The organism is Candidatus Accumulibacter cognatus, assembly GCF_000584975.1.
Lineage (GTDB): Bacteria > Pseudomonadota > Gammaproteobacteria > Burkholderiales > Rhodocyclaceae > Accumulibacter > Accumulibacter cognatus.
In genome coordinates this window covers 11304-31775 of record NZ_JDST02000044.1, presented here as the reverse complement: position 1 = coordinate 31775, position 20472 = coordinate 11304, and the positions used below count along the sequence as shown (strand labels likewise).

Annotated in this window: 14 protein-coding genes and 1 pseudogene; 9 read left to right on the top strand and 6 right to left on the bottom strand. The window is 62.9% G+C overall.

What is annotated here, in order from left to right:
* Positions 1–14: 14 nt before the first annotated feature.
* The gene (locus AW06_RS08935) at positions 15–1097 is read right to left on the bottom strand and encodes an L-dopachrome tautomerase-related protein (protein ID WP_034948889.1); all 1083 of its coding nucleotides are present in this window, start codon (positions 1095–1097) and stop codon (positions 15–17) included.
* A gap of 532 nt (positions 1098–1629) precedes the next feature.
* Here AW06_RS08935 and AW06_RS20270 point away from each other — a divergent pair.
* On the top strand, positions 1630–1983 hold the full coding sequence (locus AW06_RS20270) for a hypothetical protein (protein ID WP_273704542.1): 354 nt from the start codon (positions 1630–1632) through the stop codon (positions 1981–1983).
* 447 nt (positions 1984–2430) lie between these two features.
* Here AW06_RS20270 and AW06_RS08920 read toward each other — a convergent pair whose 3' ends face one another.
* Entirely contained in the window at positions 2431–2985 is a 555-nt protein-coding gene (locus AW06_RS08920; protein WP_034948884.1) for a lipocalin family protein, read from the bottom strand.
* Between the two features lie 9 nt (positions 2986–2994).
* Positions 2995–3216, bottom strand: coding sequence for a hypothetical protein (locus tag AW06_RS08915; RefSeq protein ID WP_046536577.1), 222 nt, complete (start codon positions 3214–3216; stop codon positions 2995–2997).
* Between the two features lie 159 nt (positions 3217–3375).
* Here AW06_RS08915 and glgX point away from each other — a divergent pair.
* Both glgX and AW06_RS20265 read left to right on the top strand, forming a co-directional pair.
* Positions 3376–5487 (top strand): annotated as a pseudogene (gene glgX / locus AW06_RS08910) (glycogen debranching protein GlgX); the annotation flags it as partial.
* A gap of 51 nt (positions 5488–5538) precedes the next feature.
* Complete coding sequence (locus AW06_RS20265; protein ID WP_273704545.1) at positions 5539–7299, top strand: DUF3459 domain-containing protein; 1761 nt, start codon at positions 5539–5541, stop codon at positions 7297–7299.
* Positions 7300–7497: 198 nt separating this feature from the next.
* On the opposite strand, the gene katG is transcribed toward AW06_RS20265, so the two are convergent.
* Positions 7498–9660, bottom strand: coding sequence for a catalase/peroxidase HPI (katG, locus tag AW06_RS08905; RefSeq protein WP_138677863.1), 2163 nt, complete (start codon positions 9658–9660; stop codon positions 7498–7500).
* Between the two features lie 347 nt (positions 9661–10007).
* Here katG and AW06_RS08900 point away from each other — a divergent pair, with 347 nt between their 5' ends.
* Complete coding sequence (locus AW06_RS08900) at positions 10008–10619, top strand: NnrS family protein (RefSeq protein ID WP_273704544.1); 612 nt, start codon at positions 10008–10010, stop codon at positions 10617–10619.
* Positions 10620–10748: 129 nt separating this feature from the next.
* Positions 10749–14696: an Ig-like domain-containing protein gene (locus AW06_RS20260; RefSeq protein WP_273704541.1), complete on the top strand. Its 3948-nt coding sequence runs from the start codon at positions 10749–10751 to the stop codon at positions 14694–14696.
* A gap of 59 nt (positions 14697–14755) precedes the next feature.
* Here AW06_RS20260 and cobT read toward each other — a convergent pair whose 3' ends face one another.
* On the bottom strand, positions 14756–15784 hold the full coding sequence (cobT, locus tag AW06_RS08890; RefSeq protein WP_034948875.1) for a nicotinate-nucleotide--dimethylbenzimidazole phosphoribosyltransferase: 1029 nt from the start codon (positions 15782–15784) through the stop codon (positions 14756–14758).
* 70 nt (positions 15785–15854) lie between these two features.
* Between cobT and cobU the strand changes: the two genes are divergently transcribed.
* Both cobU and AW06_RS08880 read left to right on the top strand, forming a co-directional pair.
* The gene (gene cobU, locus AW06_RS08885) at positions 15855–16400 is read left to right on the top strand and encodes a bifunctional adenosylcobinamide kinase/adenosylcobinamide-phosphate guanylyltransferase (RefSeq protein WP_034948908.1); all 546 of its coding nucleotides are present in this window, start codon (positions 15855–15857) and stop codon (positions 16398–16400) included.
* 81 nt (positions 16401–16481) lie between these two features.
* Positions 16482–16946 (top strand): universal stress protein, encoded by a 465-nt coding sequence (locus AW06_RS08880; RefSeq protein ID WP_034948872.1) that lies wholly within the window; start codon positions 16482–16484, stop codon positions 16944–16946.
* Positions 16947–16998: 52 nt separating this feature from the next.
* Here the strand turns inward: AW06_RS08880 and AW06_RS08875 are convergent, their stop codons facing one another.
* The gene (locus AW06_RS08875; protein WP_138677859.1) at positions 16999–18477 is read right to left on the bottom strand and encodes a cobyric acid synthase; all 1479 of its coding nucleotides are present in this window, start codon (positions 18475–18477) and stop codon (positions 16999–17001) included.
* 73 nt (positions 18478–18550) lie between these two features.
* Between AW06_RS08875 and cbiB the strand changes: the two genes are divergently transcribed.
* Complete coding sequence (cbiB, locus tag AW06_RS08870; protein ID WP_034948868.1) at positions 18551–19477, top strand: adenosylcobinamide-phosphate synthase CbiB; 927 nt, start codon at positions 18551–18553, stop codon at positions 19475–19477.
* Positions 19470–20471, top strand: a complete 1002-nt coding sequence (gene cobD, locus AW06_RS08865) for a threonine-phosphate decarboxylase CobD (protein WP_034948865.1) — start codon at positions 19470–19472, stop codon at positions 20469–20471. Before cbiB ends, cobD begins: the two co-directional genes overlap by 8 nt.
* Position 20472 lies beyond the last annotated feature (1 nt).

Here is a 20472-nt window from a genome sequence, read left to right as displayed (position 1 = left end):
GAGGCTCGCCAGGGTCAGCGGCGTACGGCACCCGCCGTACCGGTCCAGACCCGCATGATGCGGTAAGGCGGCGTTCCCTGATCGCTTGCCCCCGTGAAGGCTCGGGTCGTATGCAACTGGTTGACCGAGATATAGAGCCAGCTGTCGTCGCCGAATTGCACGCTATCCGGCCAGTTCAGGAGGGGGTTGCGAACGAATGGCTGCAATTCGCCCAGGGTATCCAGCCGATCGATGCCATTCTCGTTCAAATTGGTGAAGAAGTGGTTCCCCGCTGCATCGGTCGTGGCACCATCGGAAACCGGTTTGCGTCCGGCGACACGAATGGCCGCTGCGATGTCGGCATCGCTCCCTTCGCGCAATAACCGCGTTGGTACAGAGTACCAGCGGGTTCCGGTCATCGCGCCAAAGAAGAGGGTTTCGCCGTCAACAGACAAGCCCAAGGGATTGACTCCGCCTTTCGCCGGTTTTCCGCCGAAGAAAGTGGGTTGTCCGCCAACCCGCATCTCGGCCCCTTCCTCGGCTTGCAGGCTGGCGTGTCCCTGGAAGCGCCGGACCTTGCTGTCCTCGATGCGTACGGCCAGCAGGGCCGGATGATTGATGTCCGCCAGATAGATCCAGCCGCGCTCGGCATCCACCACCAGATCCTGGATGAAGCTGTCCTTGGGGGCGACATCGCCCGGCAGGTCGATGCGCCTGGCCAGTTTTCCAGTCGCGATATCAAACCCCCACAGCCGGGTCTTGCCGATGTTCAGGCCCATGTCGGTAATCCACAGGCGGCCCCGGCCGTCCTGCGTGATACCCAGCGGCGCATCGATGCGGCTATCCCCGCGTGTGTTCGCATCGCTTTGCAGATCGGCCGACGGCCATGGACGGTAGGATGCTGGCCCGGTAATCTCGATCAGTTGCAGACCGGACGGTACGTCCAGTGGGTGGACCGTGGCAAAGACACGGGCATTGGCAGTGGCGCTGACATTGCCCGGCCGAATCGGCAATTCGGCCACGGTTTCGAGCGTGCCGATGGCTGGCGCAGCCGTAATCAGATGGCTGCCTACCATCAGTGCAGCGGCTAGGAGATGGCGAAACAGATGGTGGGGCATGATTCAATCCTCGGGTTTGGCATGGTTGTGGGCAAACGAGACAGGATCAGTCGGACTTGACCGCCATTTGCACGCGCGTACGCGTCCCCAAGGCGTTGGGGTTCTCTGCCGTCATCGGATTCTCCAGGGTCAGAGGCGACGCTGGCATTATAGAGCGATATAGCGAGCGTCGGCCTGCGCGCTGGTAGCCGTGTGTTGCCCGCCGTGTCGCCATCATGGCCATCAGCTTTTCTCCGTCCGCGGGACCGACCGCAACGATTCGGGCCCTCGATCGGCGATAAGTACCGTTATAAACGACGACTGCGAGGCCGAACAGGTCATCGGCAGGAACAAGGCAGAAACAAGCGACCCGGGGAAAAACCGATAGAGTCGGCGCCATGAAGCCATGCATTTCCAGGCTTGTGCTCGTGCCGCCAGCGGTGCTGCCAGTCCAAGTTTTACGCTGGATCAATATCCGGACGCACAATCCAGTGTGAAATCGCGACACTGACGATACCAACCGCCGAAGCACCGACATTTTGAGGACAGACACATGGCCGAAATCCAGTTCGCTAACAACTTCAATGACCTTTCGCACGCTCAGGGGGTCGATGCAGGCTTCCAGTTCGAGTTCTATTGCGAGCGCTGCTCTGATACCTGGCGTTCGGAGTCCGCTCCCTATCGCAGCGGTCAGGCTTCAGGCTGGGTTGGCAAAGCCGCCAGCATTCTCGGCGGAGTCCTCGGCAGTGTCGGTTCGGCGATCGATGGACTCGCGCAACATGGCTTTGGCGAGGCACGCGATAATGAATTTCGGCATGCGATCGAGCAGGCCAAGGCGCACTTTGCACTTTCACCGCTGCGGCAAATGTCACGCCTACGTTTGCGACCGTTGCTTCAATTCCGGTAGCGGGCTCTGCTACAACTGCGCGCCGGACGTCGAGGTAGAGATCAAGGCCGCGTGCAATCAGGGAGAGGTCCAGGGTGCGACGGAGAACGCGGTCGCAGAGGGTGTTCGCCGCGGCAGCCGGCGCGAAGTCGGGCGAGGTCGGCAACTCGTCTGTCCGGCCTGCGGAGCAGAAACGCACGGTGCGAAGTTCTGCCCCGAATGCGGCGCCAGGACGAGCGGCTGAGTCTGTTGCATCTGACCCGCATCGTCATGACCGTTTCCCTCTCCTCCGATCCCTCCCCCACAAGTAGGGGAGGGAGAGATTCGTGAGTCGCTAACGCGACTTTCACATTATAAGAAGAGCACTGGCTGGCGAAACGGCACCAGGGGAGCTGTTGCCGTTGCCGGACTTCCCCCGGGTATTCACCCCAAATCTCGGCACCCAGGCCGCGAATCGGGAGCCCGCAGCTACCCCCCTGCCAATTGGCAAGCATCCGTCCGATCCTGCCCAACCCAGATCAGGCGGCTGAGATCGAAACCGAGTTGGCGCGCTTTTACCAGTAACTGCTCGCGAACGTCGGCGGGCAGTCGCCGCTCGCGCGACAGGATCCACAGGTAGTCACGGCTCGGGCCAACGACCAGTGACCAGAGGTAAGCATGCTCATCCAGTGCGGCGATATGGTAGCCGCCGTAGAAAGGGCCAATGAACGACACCTTCAGTGAAGCGAGCGTCGGTTCGCCAATGAACCGTGCCTGGCCGATGGCTTCCTTCCAGGCAGCCTTTTCTGCGCTGTAGCCGCAATTGATCACTTTGACGCTGCCGTCTGGCTGCAGGCTGTACTGCGCCGAAACATCGCTGAGTCCGCGTTCGAAAGAGTGGTCGAGGCGGGCGATCTCGTACCACTTCCCGAGGTAGCGATCGAGCTGGAACGGGCTGACCGGGGTGATTCCTTGAGGAACACTGGTGCAGGCCACGAGGAACAGAAGCGAATCTAAAAACAGAAGGATACGAAGAGGGCGCATGCTCGTTACCTACGCAGGGGGTGACTCGTCGACGCGCTGGTAGCCGTGTTTCGCCCGTCGTGCCGCCATCATGGCCATCAGCTTTTCACCGTCCGCAGGGCTGTCGACCGCAACGATTCGGACCCTCGATCGGCGATAACCGCCGTAATAGACGACGACTGCGAGGCCGAACAGGTCATGGCCCAGCTCAAAGCAATAGAAGCGGCCATCGGGGCGTGTCCAGATTTCCATTGCACTATCGTACCGGTTTTCACGCATCGTTGAATGGTCGAATACCCTCATTGACGGCATGCAGGCGCGGCTCGCAGCAGGTCTCAGGTGCGATACAATGCGCAGAACAAAAAACCATTTCTACGAAATGGCTTATCATGTGAAACTGGAAGAGATCCCATGTCTGAACCGATAACGGCCGTCTGGCCCGGAAAATCCTATCCTTTGGGCTCCACCTGGGACGGCGCAGGAGTCAATTTCGCCTTGTTCTCCGAGCACGCGGAGAAAGTCGAATTATGCTTGTTCGACGCCAGTGGGCGGCTGGAACTACAGCGCATCGAGATCCTCGAACAGACCGATCAAATCTGGCATGTCTATCTGCCCGAAGTCCGTCCCGGACAGTTGTACGGATACCGGGTGCATGGGCCTTACCGACCCGAGCAGGGGCACCGTTTCAACCCGCACAAGCTGTTGCTCGACCCTTACGCCAGAGCCATCGTCGGCGGGATCGAGTGGAGCGATGCCCAATTCGCTTACCGCATCGGCAGTCCACAGGAAGATCTGAGCTTCAGCCGTCGCGACAGTGCGCCCGGAATGCTCAGGTGCCAAGTCATCGATCCGGATTTTGACTGGGAAGGCGACCAGCGCCCCAACATCCCCTGGCACCAAACCGTGATTTATGAACTGCATGTCAAGGGTTTCACCCAACTGCATCCGCATGTTCCACCCGAATTGCGCGGTACCTATGCCGGACTGAGTGCCGGGCCGGTCATCGACCACCTCAAGCACCTGGGTGTGACGGCAGTGGAGTTCCTGCCGATACAGACCTTTGTGGATGATCGCCATCTGCTGGAGAAGGGGCTGAAGAATTACTGGGGATACAATTCGATCGGCTATTTTGCTCCCGAGCCACGCTATTCCGCCAGCGGCCAGATCAACGAGTTCAAGCATCTGGTCAAGACGCTGCACGCAGCCGGTATCGAGGTCATCATGGATGTGGTCTACAACCACACCGCCGAAGGCAACCATCTGGGACCAACACTATGCTTCCGAGGTATCGACAATGCTGCCTATTATCGCCTGGTGGCAGGCAACCTTCGTTACTACATGGATTACACCGGTTGTGGCAATACCTTGAACATGATGCATCCGCGGGTATTGCAGCTGATCATGGACAGCCTGCGCTACTGGGTGATCGAGATGCACGTCGATGGTTTTCGCTTCGACCTGGCGGCGGCATTGGCGAGGGAACTGCACGAGGTCGATCAACTCGGCGCATTCATGGACATCATTCACCAGGACCCGGTCCTGTCACAGGTGAAACTGATTGCGGAACCCTGGGACCTCGGCGAAGGCGGCTATCAGGTGGGCAACTTTCCGGTCGGCTGGACCGAGTGGAACGGCCGATACCGCGATGTGGTGCGCGACTACTGGCGGGGCGAGGGTGGCCTGATGGGACAGTTGGCTCACCGGCTGACCGGTTCGAGCGATCTGTATCAGCACAGCGGTCGTCGGCCCTATGCCAGTATCAACTTCATTACCGCCCATGACGGCTTTACGCTCTACGATCTGGTCAGCCATAACGAAAAGCACAACGCTGCCAATGGCGAAGACAACCGTGATGGCGACTCGCACAACCGCAGCTGGAACTGCGGCGCCGAGGGCGACACCACCGACCCGGAGGTGCTGCAGCTGCGGGAGCGGCAGCGACGCAATCTGCTGGCGACACTGCTGCTTTCGCAAGGCGTGCCGATGCTGCTCGCCGGTGATGAAATGGGCCGGACGCAATGTGGCAACAACAACGCCTATTGTCAGGACAATGAACTGAGCTGGCTCGATTGGCAACTGGCCTGGATGCCCGCAAACCGTGAACTGTTCGAATTCACCCGCCGCCTGATCGATCTGCGCAAAGCCCATCCAGCGCTACGTCGGCGACATTTCTTCCAGGGGCAGCGCATCCGCGGCGCGGGCGTCCGGGACATCATCTGGCTGCATCCGACGGGAAGCGAAATCAGTGATGAGGACTGGGACCATCATTATGCCCGTTGCTTCGGTGTGTACCTGATCGGCGAGGCCCTGGAAGAACAGGACGAGCGTGGCCGATGGGTCAAGGACGATGATTTTCTGCTGTTGCTCAATAGCCATTACGAGGCGATCCGGTTTACGCTCCCGTGGAAGGGAAACAGCGAGCTGGTTCTGGATAGCGCTCTATCGGAGGAGGGTGGTAATGGCCGGCCGTGCATGGGACCGACCTATCTCTTGCAGGGCCGTTCGCTGGCGCTGTTGACGCAGCGGCGGCAAGCCGGCCAGGTGGCGGTGCCATTGTTGCGGCGGCGTTATTTCATGCCCGTTGGCGCACAGCTACTGGAAGGTGGCCGGATTCGGTTCCGTCTGTGGGCGCCGCTGGCAGATCGGGTGGAGGTGTCGCTGGAAGAGCCGGGTGGCACCGTTCATCTGCCGATGGAGGCGAGGGAAGCGGGCTGGTACGAATTGAGCACCGATCGGGCCAGGGTGGGCGATCTCTACCGGTACCGGATCGACGGCGTCGGAGAATTCCCGGATCCGGCTTCGCGTTACAACCCCCTGGGCGTACACGGTCCCAGCCAGTTATTGGACCCCGGTCAGTTCGTCTGGAACGACCGCAACTGGCGGGGCCGGCCCTGGGAAGAGGCGGTCCTCTATGAACTGCACGTCGGCGCCTTTACCCCGCAGGGCACCTTTGCAGCGGTTCGGGGACGGCTTGATTACCTGCGTGAACTGGGGGTGACCGCCATCCAGTTGCTGCCGGTCGCCGCTTTTGCCGGGGCACACAACTGGGGTTACGACGGCGTGCTGCCGTTTGCGCCCGCAGCCAGCTACGGCCATCCGGACGAACTGAAAGATCTGATTCAGACGGCTCACCACAAGGGGCTGATGGTATTGCTGGACCTTGCCTGTCACTACTTCGGTCCCGAAGGCAATTATCTGCATCTTTACGCGCCAGCGTTCTTCGCGACCGATGCGACCGGTCTGGCCGGCCGCAGTATCGATGCAGCGAACCCGGTGGTGCGCGAGTTCATCATCCACAATGCGCTGTACTGGCTGGCAGAGTTCCACTTCGACGGCCTGCGCCTGAATGCCGCGCTGCTGCAGGAGCAGGCGGGGCAGCCGGATCTGTTGGAGGCGCTGGCTCACGCCGTCCGCGAAGGACCTGGCAGAGAGCGTCATTGCCACCTGCTGCTCGGCCATGATCGGCGTGCCGCGCGCTATATCCATTGGCATGATCACAGCGTGCCACGCCGCTACGAAGCAGTCTGGAATGACACGGCCCAGCAGGCCGTGCAGGAGGTGCTGATCGGTGCTGGCGTGGCCGCTGTCGATCGGCCGCTCGAGCGGTTGGGCGCGTGTTTGAGCCGGGGGATCACCGCTGGCGGGCCAGATTCCCTGTTACCCAGCGCTTTCGTGACCTTCCTGCAGGATCATGCCTGCATTGGTAATCGCGCTCTGGGCGAGCGTCTTCACCAATTGGTGTCGCCGCGACCGCTGGGGGCCATGGTGGCGACCACGCTCCTGGCACCGATGCCGCCGGCGCTGTTCATGGGCGAGGAGTTCGCCGCCACCCAGCCGTTCCTGTATTTTTGCGATTTCAACCCGGATCTGATCAAGAAGATCGCCATCAACCGGCGCAAGTCCTTTGCCCATCTGCCGGGATTTCGCACGCCCAAAGCGCGGGCCCGCATTCCCGACCCCACCCATCCGGCCACCTTTGCGCGCTGCCAACTGGATTGGAACAGCGTGAATCACTCACCGCACGCGGACTGGCTGGATTTCTATCGCCGCCTGCTGGCGGTTCGCCATCGGCAAATCACTACCCGCCTGGCGGGAATGCATGAGGAAGCGGTGCAGTTTACCCTGCCAGGCGAACACGGGTTATCTATCCGCTGGACGCTCGGAGATGACTCGGTGCTGACCCTGCTGGGCAATTACGGCGACCTTCCGCTGGCGGGACTGCAACGGCCCGAAGGCGTGGTTCTGTGGGCCGAACCCGGTGAAGCCGAGCATGCGCTCAACCAGGGCCAATTGCCGCCATGGTCGGTGGTGTGGTTGTTGCGGGCCGCCGGCTGAGAGCTTGTCAAGAAATATTTCGCTCGCCCTTAGCCCTCGTGGGCAACAAGCGGCGGCGCGCGGTGCATGCTCTTCGTCACCTGCCTCGGCGTGCATCTGGCGATGCACCGGCAGCAGCCGCTACGCTGAAGGCGTTATGGATGGAAAAAGGCCCTTCGCCGCACTTCACTGTGGCGAGGGGCGATTGCATCGGTCCGCTCAGGCCAGGTCGAACCGGTCGGCTTCCATCACCTTCGTCCAGGCGGCAACGAAGTCCTGCACGAACTTCTCCCGATTGTCGTCCTGCGCATAGACCTCGGCGTAGGCGCGCAGCACCGAGTTCGAGCCGAAGACCAGGTCGACGCGGGTTGCCGTCCATCGGGTGGCGCCGCTAGCGCGATCGACGATCGCATAGCTGTTGCGGCCGGTCGGCGTCCATGTGTAGGCCATATCGGTGAGATTCACGAAGAAGTCGTTGGAGAGCGCGCCGACGCGGTCGGTGAACACGCCGTGCTGGCTGCCGCCGTGATTGGTGCCGAGCACGCGCAGTCCGCCGACCAGGGCTGTCATTTCGCAGGCGGTCAGTCGCATCAGCTGTGCGCGGTCGAGCAGCAGTTCCTCCGGTGTCACCACGTAGTCCTTTTTCAGCCAGTTGCGGAAGCCGTCGGCCAGCGGTTCGAGGACCGCGAACGACTCGACGTCGGTCTGCGCCTCTGTGGCATCTCCACGGCCCGGAGCGAACGGCACCGTGACCTCGGCACCGGCCGCCTTCGCCGCCTGTTCGACACCGACATTGCCGGCGAGAACGATCACGTCGGCGACGCTGGCGCCGGTCTCGGCGGCGATCCGTTCATAAACGGCCAGCACCTTGGCAAGACGCACCGGCTCGTTGCCTTCCCAGTCCTTCTGCGGTGCGAGGCGAATGCGCGCGCCGTTGGCGCCACCACGCTTGTCGGAGCCGCGGAAGGTTCGTGCGCTGTCCCACGCAGTGGCTACCAATTCGGCAACCGAGAGGCCGCTCGCCATGATTTTCGCCTTCACCGCAGCAAGGTCGTAATCCTTGCGGCCGGCGGGAATCGGATCTTGCCAGATCAGGTCTTCCTGCGGCACGTCCGGTCCGAAGTAGCGCGCCTTCGGCCCCATGTCGCGGTGCGTCAGCTTGAACCAGGCGCGGGCGAAAACTTCCGAAAAGTAGTCCGGGTCGTCGCGGAAGCGCTCGGCGATCTTGCGGTACTTGGGATCGAAGCGCAGCGCCATGTCGGCGTCGGTCATGATCGGCTTTCGGCGGATCGTCGGATCCTCGACGTCGACCGGCATGTCGGCTTCCTCAATGTGCACCGGCTCCCACTGATGCGCCCCGGCCGGCGACTTCTGCAGCCACCAGTCGAGCCTGAGGAGCAGATCGAAGTAGCCACCCTTGCCGACATTCCACTTCGTCGGATGCGTCGTCCAGGCACCTTCGAGGCCGCTGGTCACGGTATCGCGACCGACGCCGCGAGTCTTGTGGTTGATCCATCCCAGCCCCGCCTCGTCGAGATCGGCACCTTCGGGCGCCGGGCCGAGGTTGGCCGCACTGCCGTTGCCATGCGCCTTGCCGACCGTATGGCCACCGGCGGTCAGCGCCACCGTTTCCTCGTCGTTCATCGCCATGCGGGCGAAGGTCGAGCGCATGTCCCGGGCCGTCCTGATCGGGTCGGGCTTGCCGTCTACGCCTTCCGGATTGACGTAGATGAGGCCCATCATCACCGCGGCGAGCGGGTTCTCCAGATCGCGCTCGCCGGACCAGCGGCTGCCCTCGCTGCCGGTCGGCGCCAGCCACTCTTGCTCGGAACCCCAGTAGATGTCCTTTTCCGGATGCCAGATATCCTCGCGGCCGAAGGCGAAGCCGAAGGTCTTCAGCCCCATCGACTCGTAGGCCATGTTGCCGGCGAGGATCATCAGGTCGGCCCAGCTCACCTTGTTGCCGTACTTCTTCTTGATCGGCCAGAGGAGTCTCCGCGCCTTGTCGAGATTGGTGTTGTCCGGCCAGGAGTTGAGCGGCGCGAAGCGCTGGTTGCCGGCGCCACCGCCGCCGCGGCCGTCGGCGATGCGGTAGGTACCCGCCGAATGCCAGGCCATGCGGATCATCAGGCCGCCGTAGTGGCCCCAGTCGGCTGGCCACCAGGCCTGGCTGTCGGTCATCAACGCCTTCAGGTCCTGCTTCAGCGCCTGGACATCGAGCTTCTTCAGTTCCTCGCGATAGTCGAAGCCCGCGCCCATCGGGTTGGTCTTCGTATCGTGCTGATGCAGGATATCGAGGTTCAGTGCCTTTGGCCACCAGTGCCTCGCCATGTTGGTCAAGGTCGCTCCGCCGTGCATCACCGGGCAGCGCCCGCTGTTCATCGTTCCGTTTCCGTCCGTTGTCATTTCCTATCTCCTGAGAGAGATCGTTGATAAAAGCTGCGTGGGCGCACTTGCCCGGATCGCTGCTGCCCGGCCAAGCATTGTTCCACGGGTCAATGCTTGGTGAATGCGTCTCGGCGATGAGTGCGGGTGGTTTCACCCACATTCCGCTAGCTGCCTGCATGGCGACCTCGCTTGCTCCCGTCCGTTTTCTGTCGGGGCATGCAAATAGTCTAGGTGGCTGCATTCGATTTTCAAAGTCAATTTTATAGATTGCTTCGATAGTCATAGACTATTGAAAAGACTGCGACGGTGTTGCATCTGCACGACATGCAGGACGAGGATCTCTGGAATCCCGGCTCGACCAAGCCGTTCCGCCATCCCAACGTAGGCACCGCTGCTGCCGTCGGCACCACCACAGTGTTGCCAAGACGTTCTCCGCAGCCAGCCTGATCGTGCAGTGGGTCGCCTTTGCCTTCCTGAGAAATGGCCTGCCCTTGCCCCTGGTGGCCGGCGCTCCCTTCGTCTGGCACACGCACGAACTGCTCTTCGGCTTCACGCTCGCTGCAGTCGCCGGCTTCGCACGCACGGCCATCCTCGAATTTACCGGCCCCGCCTTTGTACCGGCAAGGCCGGTGCGCGCACTGTTTGCACTGTGGCTCGCCAGCCGCGCCGGCTTCTGGTCAGGCGCCTGGCTCGGGTTACCGATCCTCGTTGTCGCCGGCTTCGCGCATCTCGGCCTCATCGCTGGACTCGTCGCGCTGCTCGCGCCACTCCTTTTCAGCGACCCGGAGCGCAAGCATCTCTCCTTCCTCTGGGCGCTCGCCGCCTTCACCGTCCTGAGGTGTTCGAGAAGCCTGACGCACTCGCGTGTTGTATCAGGCAAGCCACTCCTGAAAATACGCCAATCTTGGCAAGCAAGACCGAAGCATCCACCAGAAACTGCCTCGCAGGGGTGATCAATTGATTATAATCAGACTGTTACCGAAGAGTGACAGTGAGCCGCCCAAGTTCTGCAGGCATGTGCGATGTGACCAGGGAGGCGGCACTGCTTGTTGGTTTCCCCATCACTGACAACAGGGGGCATCATGACCATTGCAAACTTGAACTTGGCCCAGGTACTGGACCAGCTCAACTCGGGTCGGAGCTGGAGCGGTGCCAGTATCAGCTATTCGTTTCCGAACACGGCCCCGGGTCTGTACTCGCAAGGCGAGGCTGCGGCGTTCCGTGCATTCGATGCCGATCAGCGGTCGATGATGACCCTGGCGATGGTCACCTGGGACGATCTGATCTCTCCGAACTTTGTGCAGGGCACGGCGGGCACCACCCACATCGAGTTTGGCTACACCACCTCCAATATCGGCTTCGCCCACGCCTACTACCCGGAAATCGGCAGCGCCTGGTTCAACAACACCGAACCGGACCTGATCACGCCGCTGATCGGCGGCTACGGTTTTGATACTTTCATCCATGAACTCGGGCATGCGCTGGGCCTCAACCACATGGGCGACTACAACGGCAATGGCAACTGGGCACCTTCGTCGTACCAGGATAGCGTGGTGCTGTCGGTGATGTCCTACTTCGGCCCGCGCTACGCGGCGCCCTATTACTCGTCCGAGGTAATGCAGGCCGACTGGACTGGCAGCGATGGCCGGACCTACTCGGCGCAGACACCGATGCTCAACGACGTCATGGCGATCCAGGCAATTTATGGTGCCTCCACCAGTACGCGGCTGGACAACACGGTCTACGGCTTTGGGAGCAACATCGTCGACAGCACCCGTGCGATCTATGACTTCTCCCTCAATGCGCATCCGATCCTGACTCTCTACGACGCGGGCGGTCTGGATACCCTGAACCTGAGCGGCTGGTCGACGCCCAGCCGCATCGACCTGCACGCCGGCGCGTTCTCGTCAGGTAATGACATGAGCAATAACATCGCGATCGCCTACAATGCGACGATCGAGAACGCCGAGGGCGGCGGTGGCAATGATGTGATCACCGGCAACGACACGGCCAACCTGTTGCGCGGCGCCGCCGGCAATGACGAGCTCTACGGCAGTGCCGGTGACGATACGCTGATCGGCGGCACCGGCAACGACGACCTTCGTGGCGGCGCCGGTACCGACACAGCGGTGTTCGAGGGCAGTTTCGCCAGCTATACCATCAGCAGTAGCGGCGGTGTGCTGACCATCAGCAGCTCGGCCAGCGGCAGCGACCGGATCAGCGAGGTAGAACGTTTTCAGTTCGCCGACAGCACGCGCACGCTCGACCAGTTGTCTGCCGATAGCGACACCACTGCACCGCAACTGGTGAGCCTGAACCCGTTGGACGACGGCAGCAACGTCGCCGTCGGTGCAAATCTGGTACTCAGCTTCGACGAGGCCATCAAGGCCGGCAACGGTACGATCAGCATCTACAACAGCGACGGCAGCCTGGCGCGCAGCATCAACGCTGTTGATGCGACACAGGTGCGCATCAATGGCAGCACCGTGATCGTCGACCCTGCCACCGATCTGCTGGCCAGCCGTGGTTACTACATCACCCTGTCGGCCGGCGCATTGACCGACCTCGCCGACAATCCCTTCGCTGGCATCAGCGGCGCGACCCGCTGGAACTTCAACACCGGCAGCACCGACAGCAGTGCTCCACAGATCGTGGCGCTGACGCCGGCTGACGACAGCGGTAACGTCGCGCGCAATGCCAACCTGGTGATCGTCTTCAACGAGAGTGTTCGCACCGGCAGTGGCAACCTCAATATCCGCGATGCACTTGGAGAGCTTCGCACGATTGCGGTGACCGATGCCAGCCAGGTCACGATTGACGGCAGTACGGTGACGATCAATCCAACGGCAGATCTGGCAGCTGGCGCCAGCTACACCATTACCGTCGATGCAGGTGCTTTCCACGACCTGGCCGGCAATCCCCATGGCGGCATAATGACGACCAGTGCCTGGAACTTCAGTACCAGCGCCACTACGGTGACCGACGACTATCCTTACAGCACCGACACCCCTGGGCTGGTCGTCGTCAATGGCGCAAGCGCATCGGGGACGATCGAAGTGCCTAACGACCAGGACCTGTTACGGGTCGAGTTGCTGGCTGGCGTCAACTACACCTTCGACCTCCAGCGCAAGGCTGGTGGCCTAGCCGATCCCTTCCTCGTGCTGTTCAGTCCGACCATCACGCAGGTGGCCTTCGATGACGACAGCGGCGGTTCCGGCAACGCACGCATCAGCTATACGGCATTGACGACCGGCTCGTACTACCTGGCCGTTGTCGACTACGGCATCGGCACCGGCGGCTACACCTTGCGGGCCACGACCGCCGATTCGGTGGCGCCCACCCTGGTCAACCGGACGCCAGCCGACGATACGCAGGCCGTCAGCGTCAGTGCCGATCTCGTGCTGGACTTCAGCGAAACGGTGCTGGCCGGTAGCGGCAGCCTCCGGATCTACAACAGCAACGGCAGTCTGGTGCGCGAGATCCATGCCAGCGACAGCGCGGGGGTGCGTATCGCGGGCAACCGTGTCACCCTCAATCCGGGCGAGAACCTGCCTGCAGGCACCAGCTTCTACGTCAATATCGACGCCAATGCCTTCCGCGATGCCTCGGGCAACACCTATGCGGGCCTTTTCGACACGAGTTCGTGGAACTTCAGCACCGCTGCCGTGACGTCGACCGACGACTATCCATTGAGCTTGAACACTACGGGGATGGTCACCGTCAATGGTCCGGCACTCAACGCCCGTATCGACAGCAGCAACGACGGTGACCTGTTCAAGGTGGACCTGAGCACTGGTGTCACCTACCTCTTCGACATGATCAGCCCGCTCAGCAGTGCGGTGGACCCTTTCCTGGTGCTCTACGGAATGCAGCCCGAGGTGAACCTGATCACCTACGACGATGACGGTGGTCCGCTGCCGCTGGATTCGCGGATCTACTACACCCCCTCCACCTCGGGGACCTACTATCTGGCGGCCTACGACTATGCCGAGGCGACCGGCACTTACAGTATTTCCGCCACGGTCCCGGTCGACGACTACCTGGGATCGACGGCCACCAGCGGTCGCCTGGTGAGCGGTGGCGCCGTGCTCACCGGCAGTATTGGTGTTCCCAGCGACATCGACATGTTCGCGCTGTCCACGATGGCGGGCGTGCAGTATTCGGTAGACCTGCGGAGTACCGGTCTGACCGACCCCTACCTGGTGCTGCTCGACGCGGACGGCACCGCCATCGCCTACGACGACGACAGTCTGGGCTCCCTCAATGCCGAAATCACGTTTACCGCGCAGACCAGCGGCACGATGTTCCTCGCCGTTTCCGATTTCGATGTCGGCACGGGCGCCTACAGTATCAACGCTTTCCCGCGTGTCGCGAACATCACCGGCACCTCCGGCGGCGACAAGCTGATCGGTGGTGCGGACAGCGACCTGATCTATGGTCTTGGCGGCAACGACACGCTGACCGGCGGTGCGGGCAACGACACACTGGGAGGCGGTGACGGCATCGACACCATCAACTATGGTGGCCCTGCCAGCCGTTATGTCCTGGGTGTGCCGGGCACTGGGTGGTCGGTACAGGACACTTCCAGCAGCGAGGGTCGTGACCTTCTGTACGATTTCGAACGCATTCATTTTTCCGACTACAATCTGGCGGTTGACATTGACGGCCATGCCGGCACGACCGCCAAGATTCTGGGCGCGGTCTTTGGTGCGACTGCGGTCCACAATCGCACCTATGTCGGCATTGCGCTAGGTCTACTCGACGGCGGCATGTCCGACCAAAGCCTGATGCAGCTGGCGCTCGACGTCAGGCTAGGTACCGCTGCCAGCCACCAGGCGGTGGCCAGCCTCCTTTACACCAATGTCATTGGCAGTGCGCCCCCGCCGGATGCCTTGGCGTACTTCACCAGCCTGCTCGATAACGGCGTGCTCACCCCGTCCGGCCTGGGTGTATTGGCGGCCGAAACCACGCAGAACGCAGTCAACATCAATCTCGTGGGGCTGTACGAGTCCGGTATCGAGTTTGTCTGAATCCCGCAGAAGACCCCGTCGAGTGGCTGCTCAGGTCCTGGCCTGCTGCTCGGATCTGCTCACTGACTGACGCCGGCGGCCTCGAAACTGGCCATTTCGTTGAGGAAGGCGGCGGCAGCGCGCACCAGCGGCCAGGCCAGTGCAGCGCCAGTGCCCTCGCCGAGGCGCAGGCCGAGGTCGAGCAGCGGTTCGGCATTCAGGGCGCGCAGTTGTGCAAGATGGCCGGGCTCTGCCGAGCGGTGGCAATAGACACAATAGTCACGAATATTCGGTGCGATGGCGGTGGCAACCAGCAGCGCTGACGTGACGATGAATCCGTCGATCAGCAGCAGCAGACCGCGCTCGGCAGCGGCGAGCATCGCGCCGCTCATCATCGCGATTTCAAAACCTCCGAATTCGGCGAGTACGCACAGCGCGTCGGCGCCAGGGGACAGCGCGGCACGCTTTACCGCCTGCGCCAGCAGCGCCTGTTTGCGGGCGAGCCCAGAATCGTCGAGGCCGGTACCCCGCCCGACGCAATCGGCCAGCGGCGTGCCGGTCAGAGAATGCGTCAGCAGCGAAGCAGCGGCGGTATTGCCGATCCCCATCTCGCCGAAACCGACCACACGGCAGCCCCGATCGGCCAGCGCACCGACGATGGCCGCGCCGCGAGCCAGCGCGGTATCGCGCTGGCTCGCGCTCATCGCCGGCTGTTCGAGATAGTTGCCTGTTCCGAAAGCGATCTTGGCGTCGACCAGAGTGTCGCGTGGGCCAAAGTCATGCGCGACGCCGGCGTCGATGACCTGCAGTTGCAGGCCGTTGTGACGGGCGAAGACATTGATCGCTGCACCGCCGGCGAGGAAGTTTTCGACCATCTGCCAGGTCACTTCCTGCGGGAATGCCGAAATACCGGCGCCTGCCGCGCCGTGGTCGCCGGCGAAGACCAGCAGGTGAGGATGATCGAGACTCGGTGTCAAGGACTGCTGTATCTGCCCGATCTGCAGCGCCAGACGTTCGAGCCGGCCCAGCGAGCCGGGCGGTTTGGTCTTGCCGTCGATGCGGGCCTGTAGCTCAGGGACGACGGCGGTGGGTGGGATGGAGAAATGCATTTTCTGGCCAGACGGGAAGAAAGGCAAGGCGCCGATTATACGCGTCCCCGGTCGTGCTAAGCTTCGCCGCATGAGAGAACTGATCATCGGTGGTGCCCGTTCGGGCAAGAGCGTTCTGGCCGAACGCCGGGCCAGTGAAAGCGGATTGCGTGTCATCTACGTGGCGACGGCGTTGGCACTCGACGCCGAAATGTCACGGCGTATCGAACAGCATCGGGTGCGGCGCTGTCCCGAATGGGGTCTGGTCGTCGAACCGCTCGAACTGGCCGCTACCCTGCATCGACACGCGGCGCCAGAGGTCTGCCTGCTCGTCGATTGCCTGACCCTGTGGTTGTCGAATCTACTGTTTGCCGGCGAAGCGGCAAACCAGGCAGAAGCCGGCGAGGCGGTGCATTGCCAGCGCCTCGCCGGTGCGACGCAAGCACTGGTCGACCGGCTTCCGAAACTGCCGGGGCGTGTCATCCTGGTTTCCAACGAGGTCGGTTGCGGCATCGTGCCGACAACGCCAATGTCGCGGCTGTTTGCCGACGAGCATGGACGGTTGAACCAGCGAGTGGCGGCAGTGTGCGAACGGGTGACGCTGGTGGCAGCGGGGTTGCCGCTGACCCTCAAGTAGCCGGCGCTTGCTCTGCTGGAAGCAGATCAGTGTTAATGTGTTGATCCTGTCTGATAATTTTGCCGAACGAGGAGCCAAGAGATGTACAAGCGAATCATGGTCGCCGTTGATGAGAGTTTCATGACCAGCCAGGTCATGCAGGCAGCGATTGAACTTGCCAAGGCCGGCGGCGCACGATTGGCGATCTGCCACGCGATCGACGAAACGATTCTCGCGCAACGGGAAATGGCGATGATGCTGCCAAACAGCGTTGGTAAGACCGAGGCGCGCATGCGCCTGGGTGCGCAGGGGTTTCTCGGCCGGCTTGCCAACGAGGCGCAGGCGGCCGGGATCGAGGCTGAAATCAGGCTCGTCGAGTCTGAACAGAAGCATGTTTCGGACATGCTCATCGACGCGGCGAGCGAATGGCAGGCCGATCTGGTGGTCGTCGGTACGCATGGGCGGCGCGGCATCGAGCGCTTCTTCGTCGGCAGTGTCGCTGACCGCCTGGTACGCAAGGGGCATACCTCGCTGCTGCTGGTGCGCGGCGAAGAGGGCGACGAGTAGCGGCGGACGAATGGCGTCTCCTGCGACCCGACGTGGCGGTTGCCCGTGCGGGTCAGCCCTGCGTGGGCAGCCACTCGCTCAGGCGCTGCAGATCCAGATGTTGCTCGACGGCGTCTGCGAGGCGGTCGATGTCCTGTTCGCGGCGCTGACGCGGGTCAAAATTCTGGGTTGGCCGGTATCCGGCCCAGGTCAGCAACGCCGATAAAGCTGGCGGAGAATCGAACAAGCCGTGACAGTAGGTCGCGAGAATCTGTCCATCGTTCGATAGTGCGCCATCGGGCTGACCGGCGAGAAGGGCTGCAGGTCGGGCCAGTGCAGCGCCGCTGGTGACACCCATGTGGATGCGGTAACCGGCGACCGCAGCGGCTCCGGCTCCGGGAAGCAGCAGTTCACCACGGACATTCTCCAGGGTCTTCTCGGAGGCCAGGCGCGTTTCATAGTCCAGCCACCCGAGTCCCGGCAAGCTGCCGGCCGGGCCTTCAAGCCCCTGCGGATCGTGCAGTTCGCGGCCGAGCATCTGCAGGCCGCCGCAGATACCGATCAGTTTGCCGCCGTAGCGCAGGTGGCGACGAATGAACCCATCCCAGCCATGCGCACGCAGCCAGGTGAGATCGGCCTGTACCGCCTTTGAACCGGGCAGCACGATCAGATCACAGGGCGGCGGTGCCGCATTGGGCCCTACGAAGCGAAAATCCACTTCCGGGTGAAAACGCAGCGGGTCGAGATCGTTATGGTTCGAGATGCGCGGATACACCGGCGCGACGACCCGCAGGCCGCTCGCCGCTTTTTCCCCCACGGTGCGCGGCACGGCATCCTCGGCATCGAGATAGAGGCCGTGCAGATACGGCAGAACGCCGAGAACCGGCTTGCCGGTACGTTCTTCGAGCCAGCGCAGGCCGCTCTCGAGCAAGCCGATGTCGCCACGAAAGCGATTGATCACGAAGCCCTTGACGCGCGCCTGCTCGGACGGTGAAAGCAGGTCGAGGGTACCGCAAAGATGCGCGAAAACGCCACCGCGATCGATGTCGGCAATCAGGATCACCGGGCAATCGACGGCTTCGGCAAAACCCATGTTGGCGATGTCCCGGTCGCGCAGATTGATCTCGGCCGGGCTGCCGGCACCTTCGACGAGCAGGCACTGGTACTGAGCACAGAGGCGCTGCCACGATTCAAGTACCGCCTGCATGGCGCGTGGCTTATAGGCGTGGTAGTCGCGCGCATCGAGGTCAAGCAGTGCCTTGCCGTGGATGATCACCTGCGCGCGCTTGTCGGTCGCAGGTTTGAGCAGCACCGGATTGAAGTCGGAGTGCGCCGGCAGGCCGGCAGCGAGTGCCTGTAGCGCCTGCGCGCGGCCAATCTCGCCGGCATCGACGGTGACCGCGGAGTTGAGCGCCATATTCTGCGGTTTGAAGGGCGCGACGCGAACGCCTCGGCGATGCAGGATGCGGCACAGCGCGGTCACCAGCACGCTCTTGCCGGCATCGGAAGTGCAGCCCTGGACCATCAGGCTGGGGGTAGGGGGCTCGTTCATCGTAGAATCCGAGTTTCGTCGCCGCGATTGTCGCATGCCAACCGTCATTTCCCTATCCCTGCTTGCTACCGAAATGCCAACGTCGCTATTGCTGCCCCTGGCGGCGATCGTCGGCGCTGGACTCGACCGGCTGCTCGGCGAGCCGGGGCGCTGGCATCCACTGGTCGGCTTCGGGGTGCTGGCGAGTGCCTGCGAGCGTGCCCTGAATACCGGCGAACGGCGCCGCCTGCGCGGTTTGCTGGCCTGGGGGCTGCTGGTTCTGCCAGGCGTCGTGATCACCCTGCTGTTCCTTCTGGCGATGCCGCCCGGTCTGCCACGCTCGCTGATCGACGCCGTTCTGCTCTATCTGGCGCTCGGTGGATGCAGCCTTGGCGAGCATGCCCGGCGTGTCGCCGATGACCTGGCGAAGGGGGATCTTGGCGCGGCACGCCGGCACGTCGGCTGGATGGTTTCGCGCCAGACCGAAGAGCTCGACAGCACCGGTGTCGCGTCGGCCTGCATCGAATCGACGCTGGAGAACGGCAACGACGCCGTTTTCGGTGCGCTGTTCTGGTTCGCGCTGCTGGGCGGAGCGGGTGCCGTTCTCTTCCGTCTGGCGAACACGCTCGACGCGATGTGGGGATATCGCAATCAGCGCTTCAACGAATTCGGCTGCGCTGCCGCGCGCATCGACGACCTGCTGAACCTCGTACCCGCGCGTCTGACCGCTTTGTCCTACGCCATGTGCGGGCGCACGCGCGTGGCTTTGCGTTGTTGGCGAGAACAGGCGCCGCGCTGGAAAAGCCCGAACGCCGGCCCGGTGATGGCCGCCGGAGCCGGCAGTCTGGGTCTCGCGCTCGGTGGTCCGGCGGTCTACCACGGTCGGCTGGAAGAGCGGCCACGCCTCGGCGAAGGGCGGCCAGCCTGTGGTGAGGACATTGCCCGCGCGCTGACCCTCGTTCGTCGCAGCCTGCTGTTGTGGCTGGCGGTACTGCTCGCCTGGGGGCTGCTGCGTGCTTGAGCACGGTGGTCGCCTGCGTGCCGCCGCCCGGCAGTACGCGCCTTTCTGCAAAGGTGGGCTGGCCGACTGGCTGGATCTGTCGACCGGTATCAACCCCGGTGTGTATCCGCTGCCGGCGATCGACCCGGCCTGCTGGCATCGCCTGCCCGAGGACGACGATGGCCTCGCGGTAGCGGCAGCGACCTACTACGGCAATGATCGCTTGCTGGCGCTGCCGGGATCGCAAGCGGCGATCCAGTGGCTGCCGGCGCTGTTTCCACCGGTCGCCGTCGCGTGTCTGACACCGATCTACGAAGAGCACCCGCACGCCTGGGAACGTGCTGGCCACAAGCTGCGCCGCCTGCAGAACGCCTCTTTGGCGCGCGCACTGGCTGCCGCAACGCCGATCATCGTGCTCTGCAATCCCAACAATCCGACTGGCCGAACGCTGCCCGCCGCAGAAGTGCTCGCAGCCGCCGTGCAACTGCAGCGGCGCGGTGGCTGGCTGATCGTCGACGAGGCGTTTGGCGACCCCGACCCTGAGAATTGTGTGACCGCTTTCGCCGGCGGCCCGGCAGCACCGAATCTGATCGTCCTGCGCTCGCTGGGCAAATTCTTTGGTCTCGCCGGTGCACGGGTCGGTTTTGTCTTCGGCGCGCCTGAAAAACTTGCAAGACTACGCGAGGTATTGGGGCCCTGGCCCTTGTCGGGGCCAGCGCGTGACGTCGCCCGGCAGGCGCTCGCCGACGGTGCCTGGCAGGCGCAGGCGCGGCGCGATCTGGCCCTGGCCTCGGTACGGCTGGCGACCTTGCTGGCGCCGATTGGCGAGGTGAGCCACTGCGCGCTGTTCGCTACCGTTGCGACAGCGCACGCCGCGGCACTCTTCGAGTACCTGGCTCGGCAGGCAATCCTGACCCGGCATTTTCCGGCACACGGTCTGCTCCGCTTTGGCCTGCCTGGCGGCGAGGCCGAATGGCAGCGGCTCGGCAGCGCCCTCGCCAACTGGAGCCCCTGAC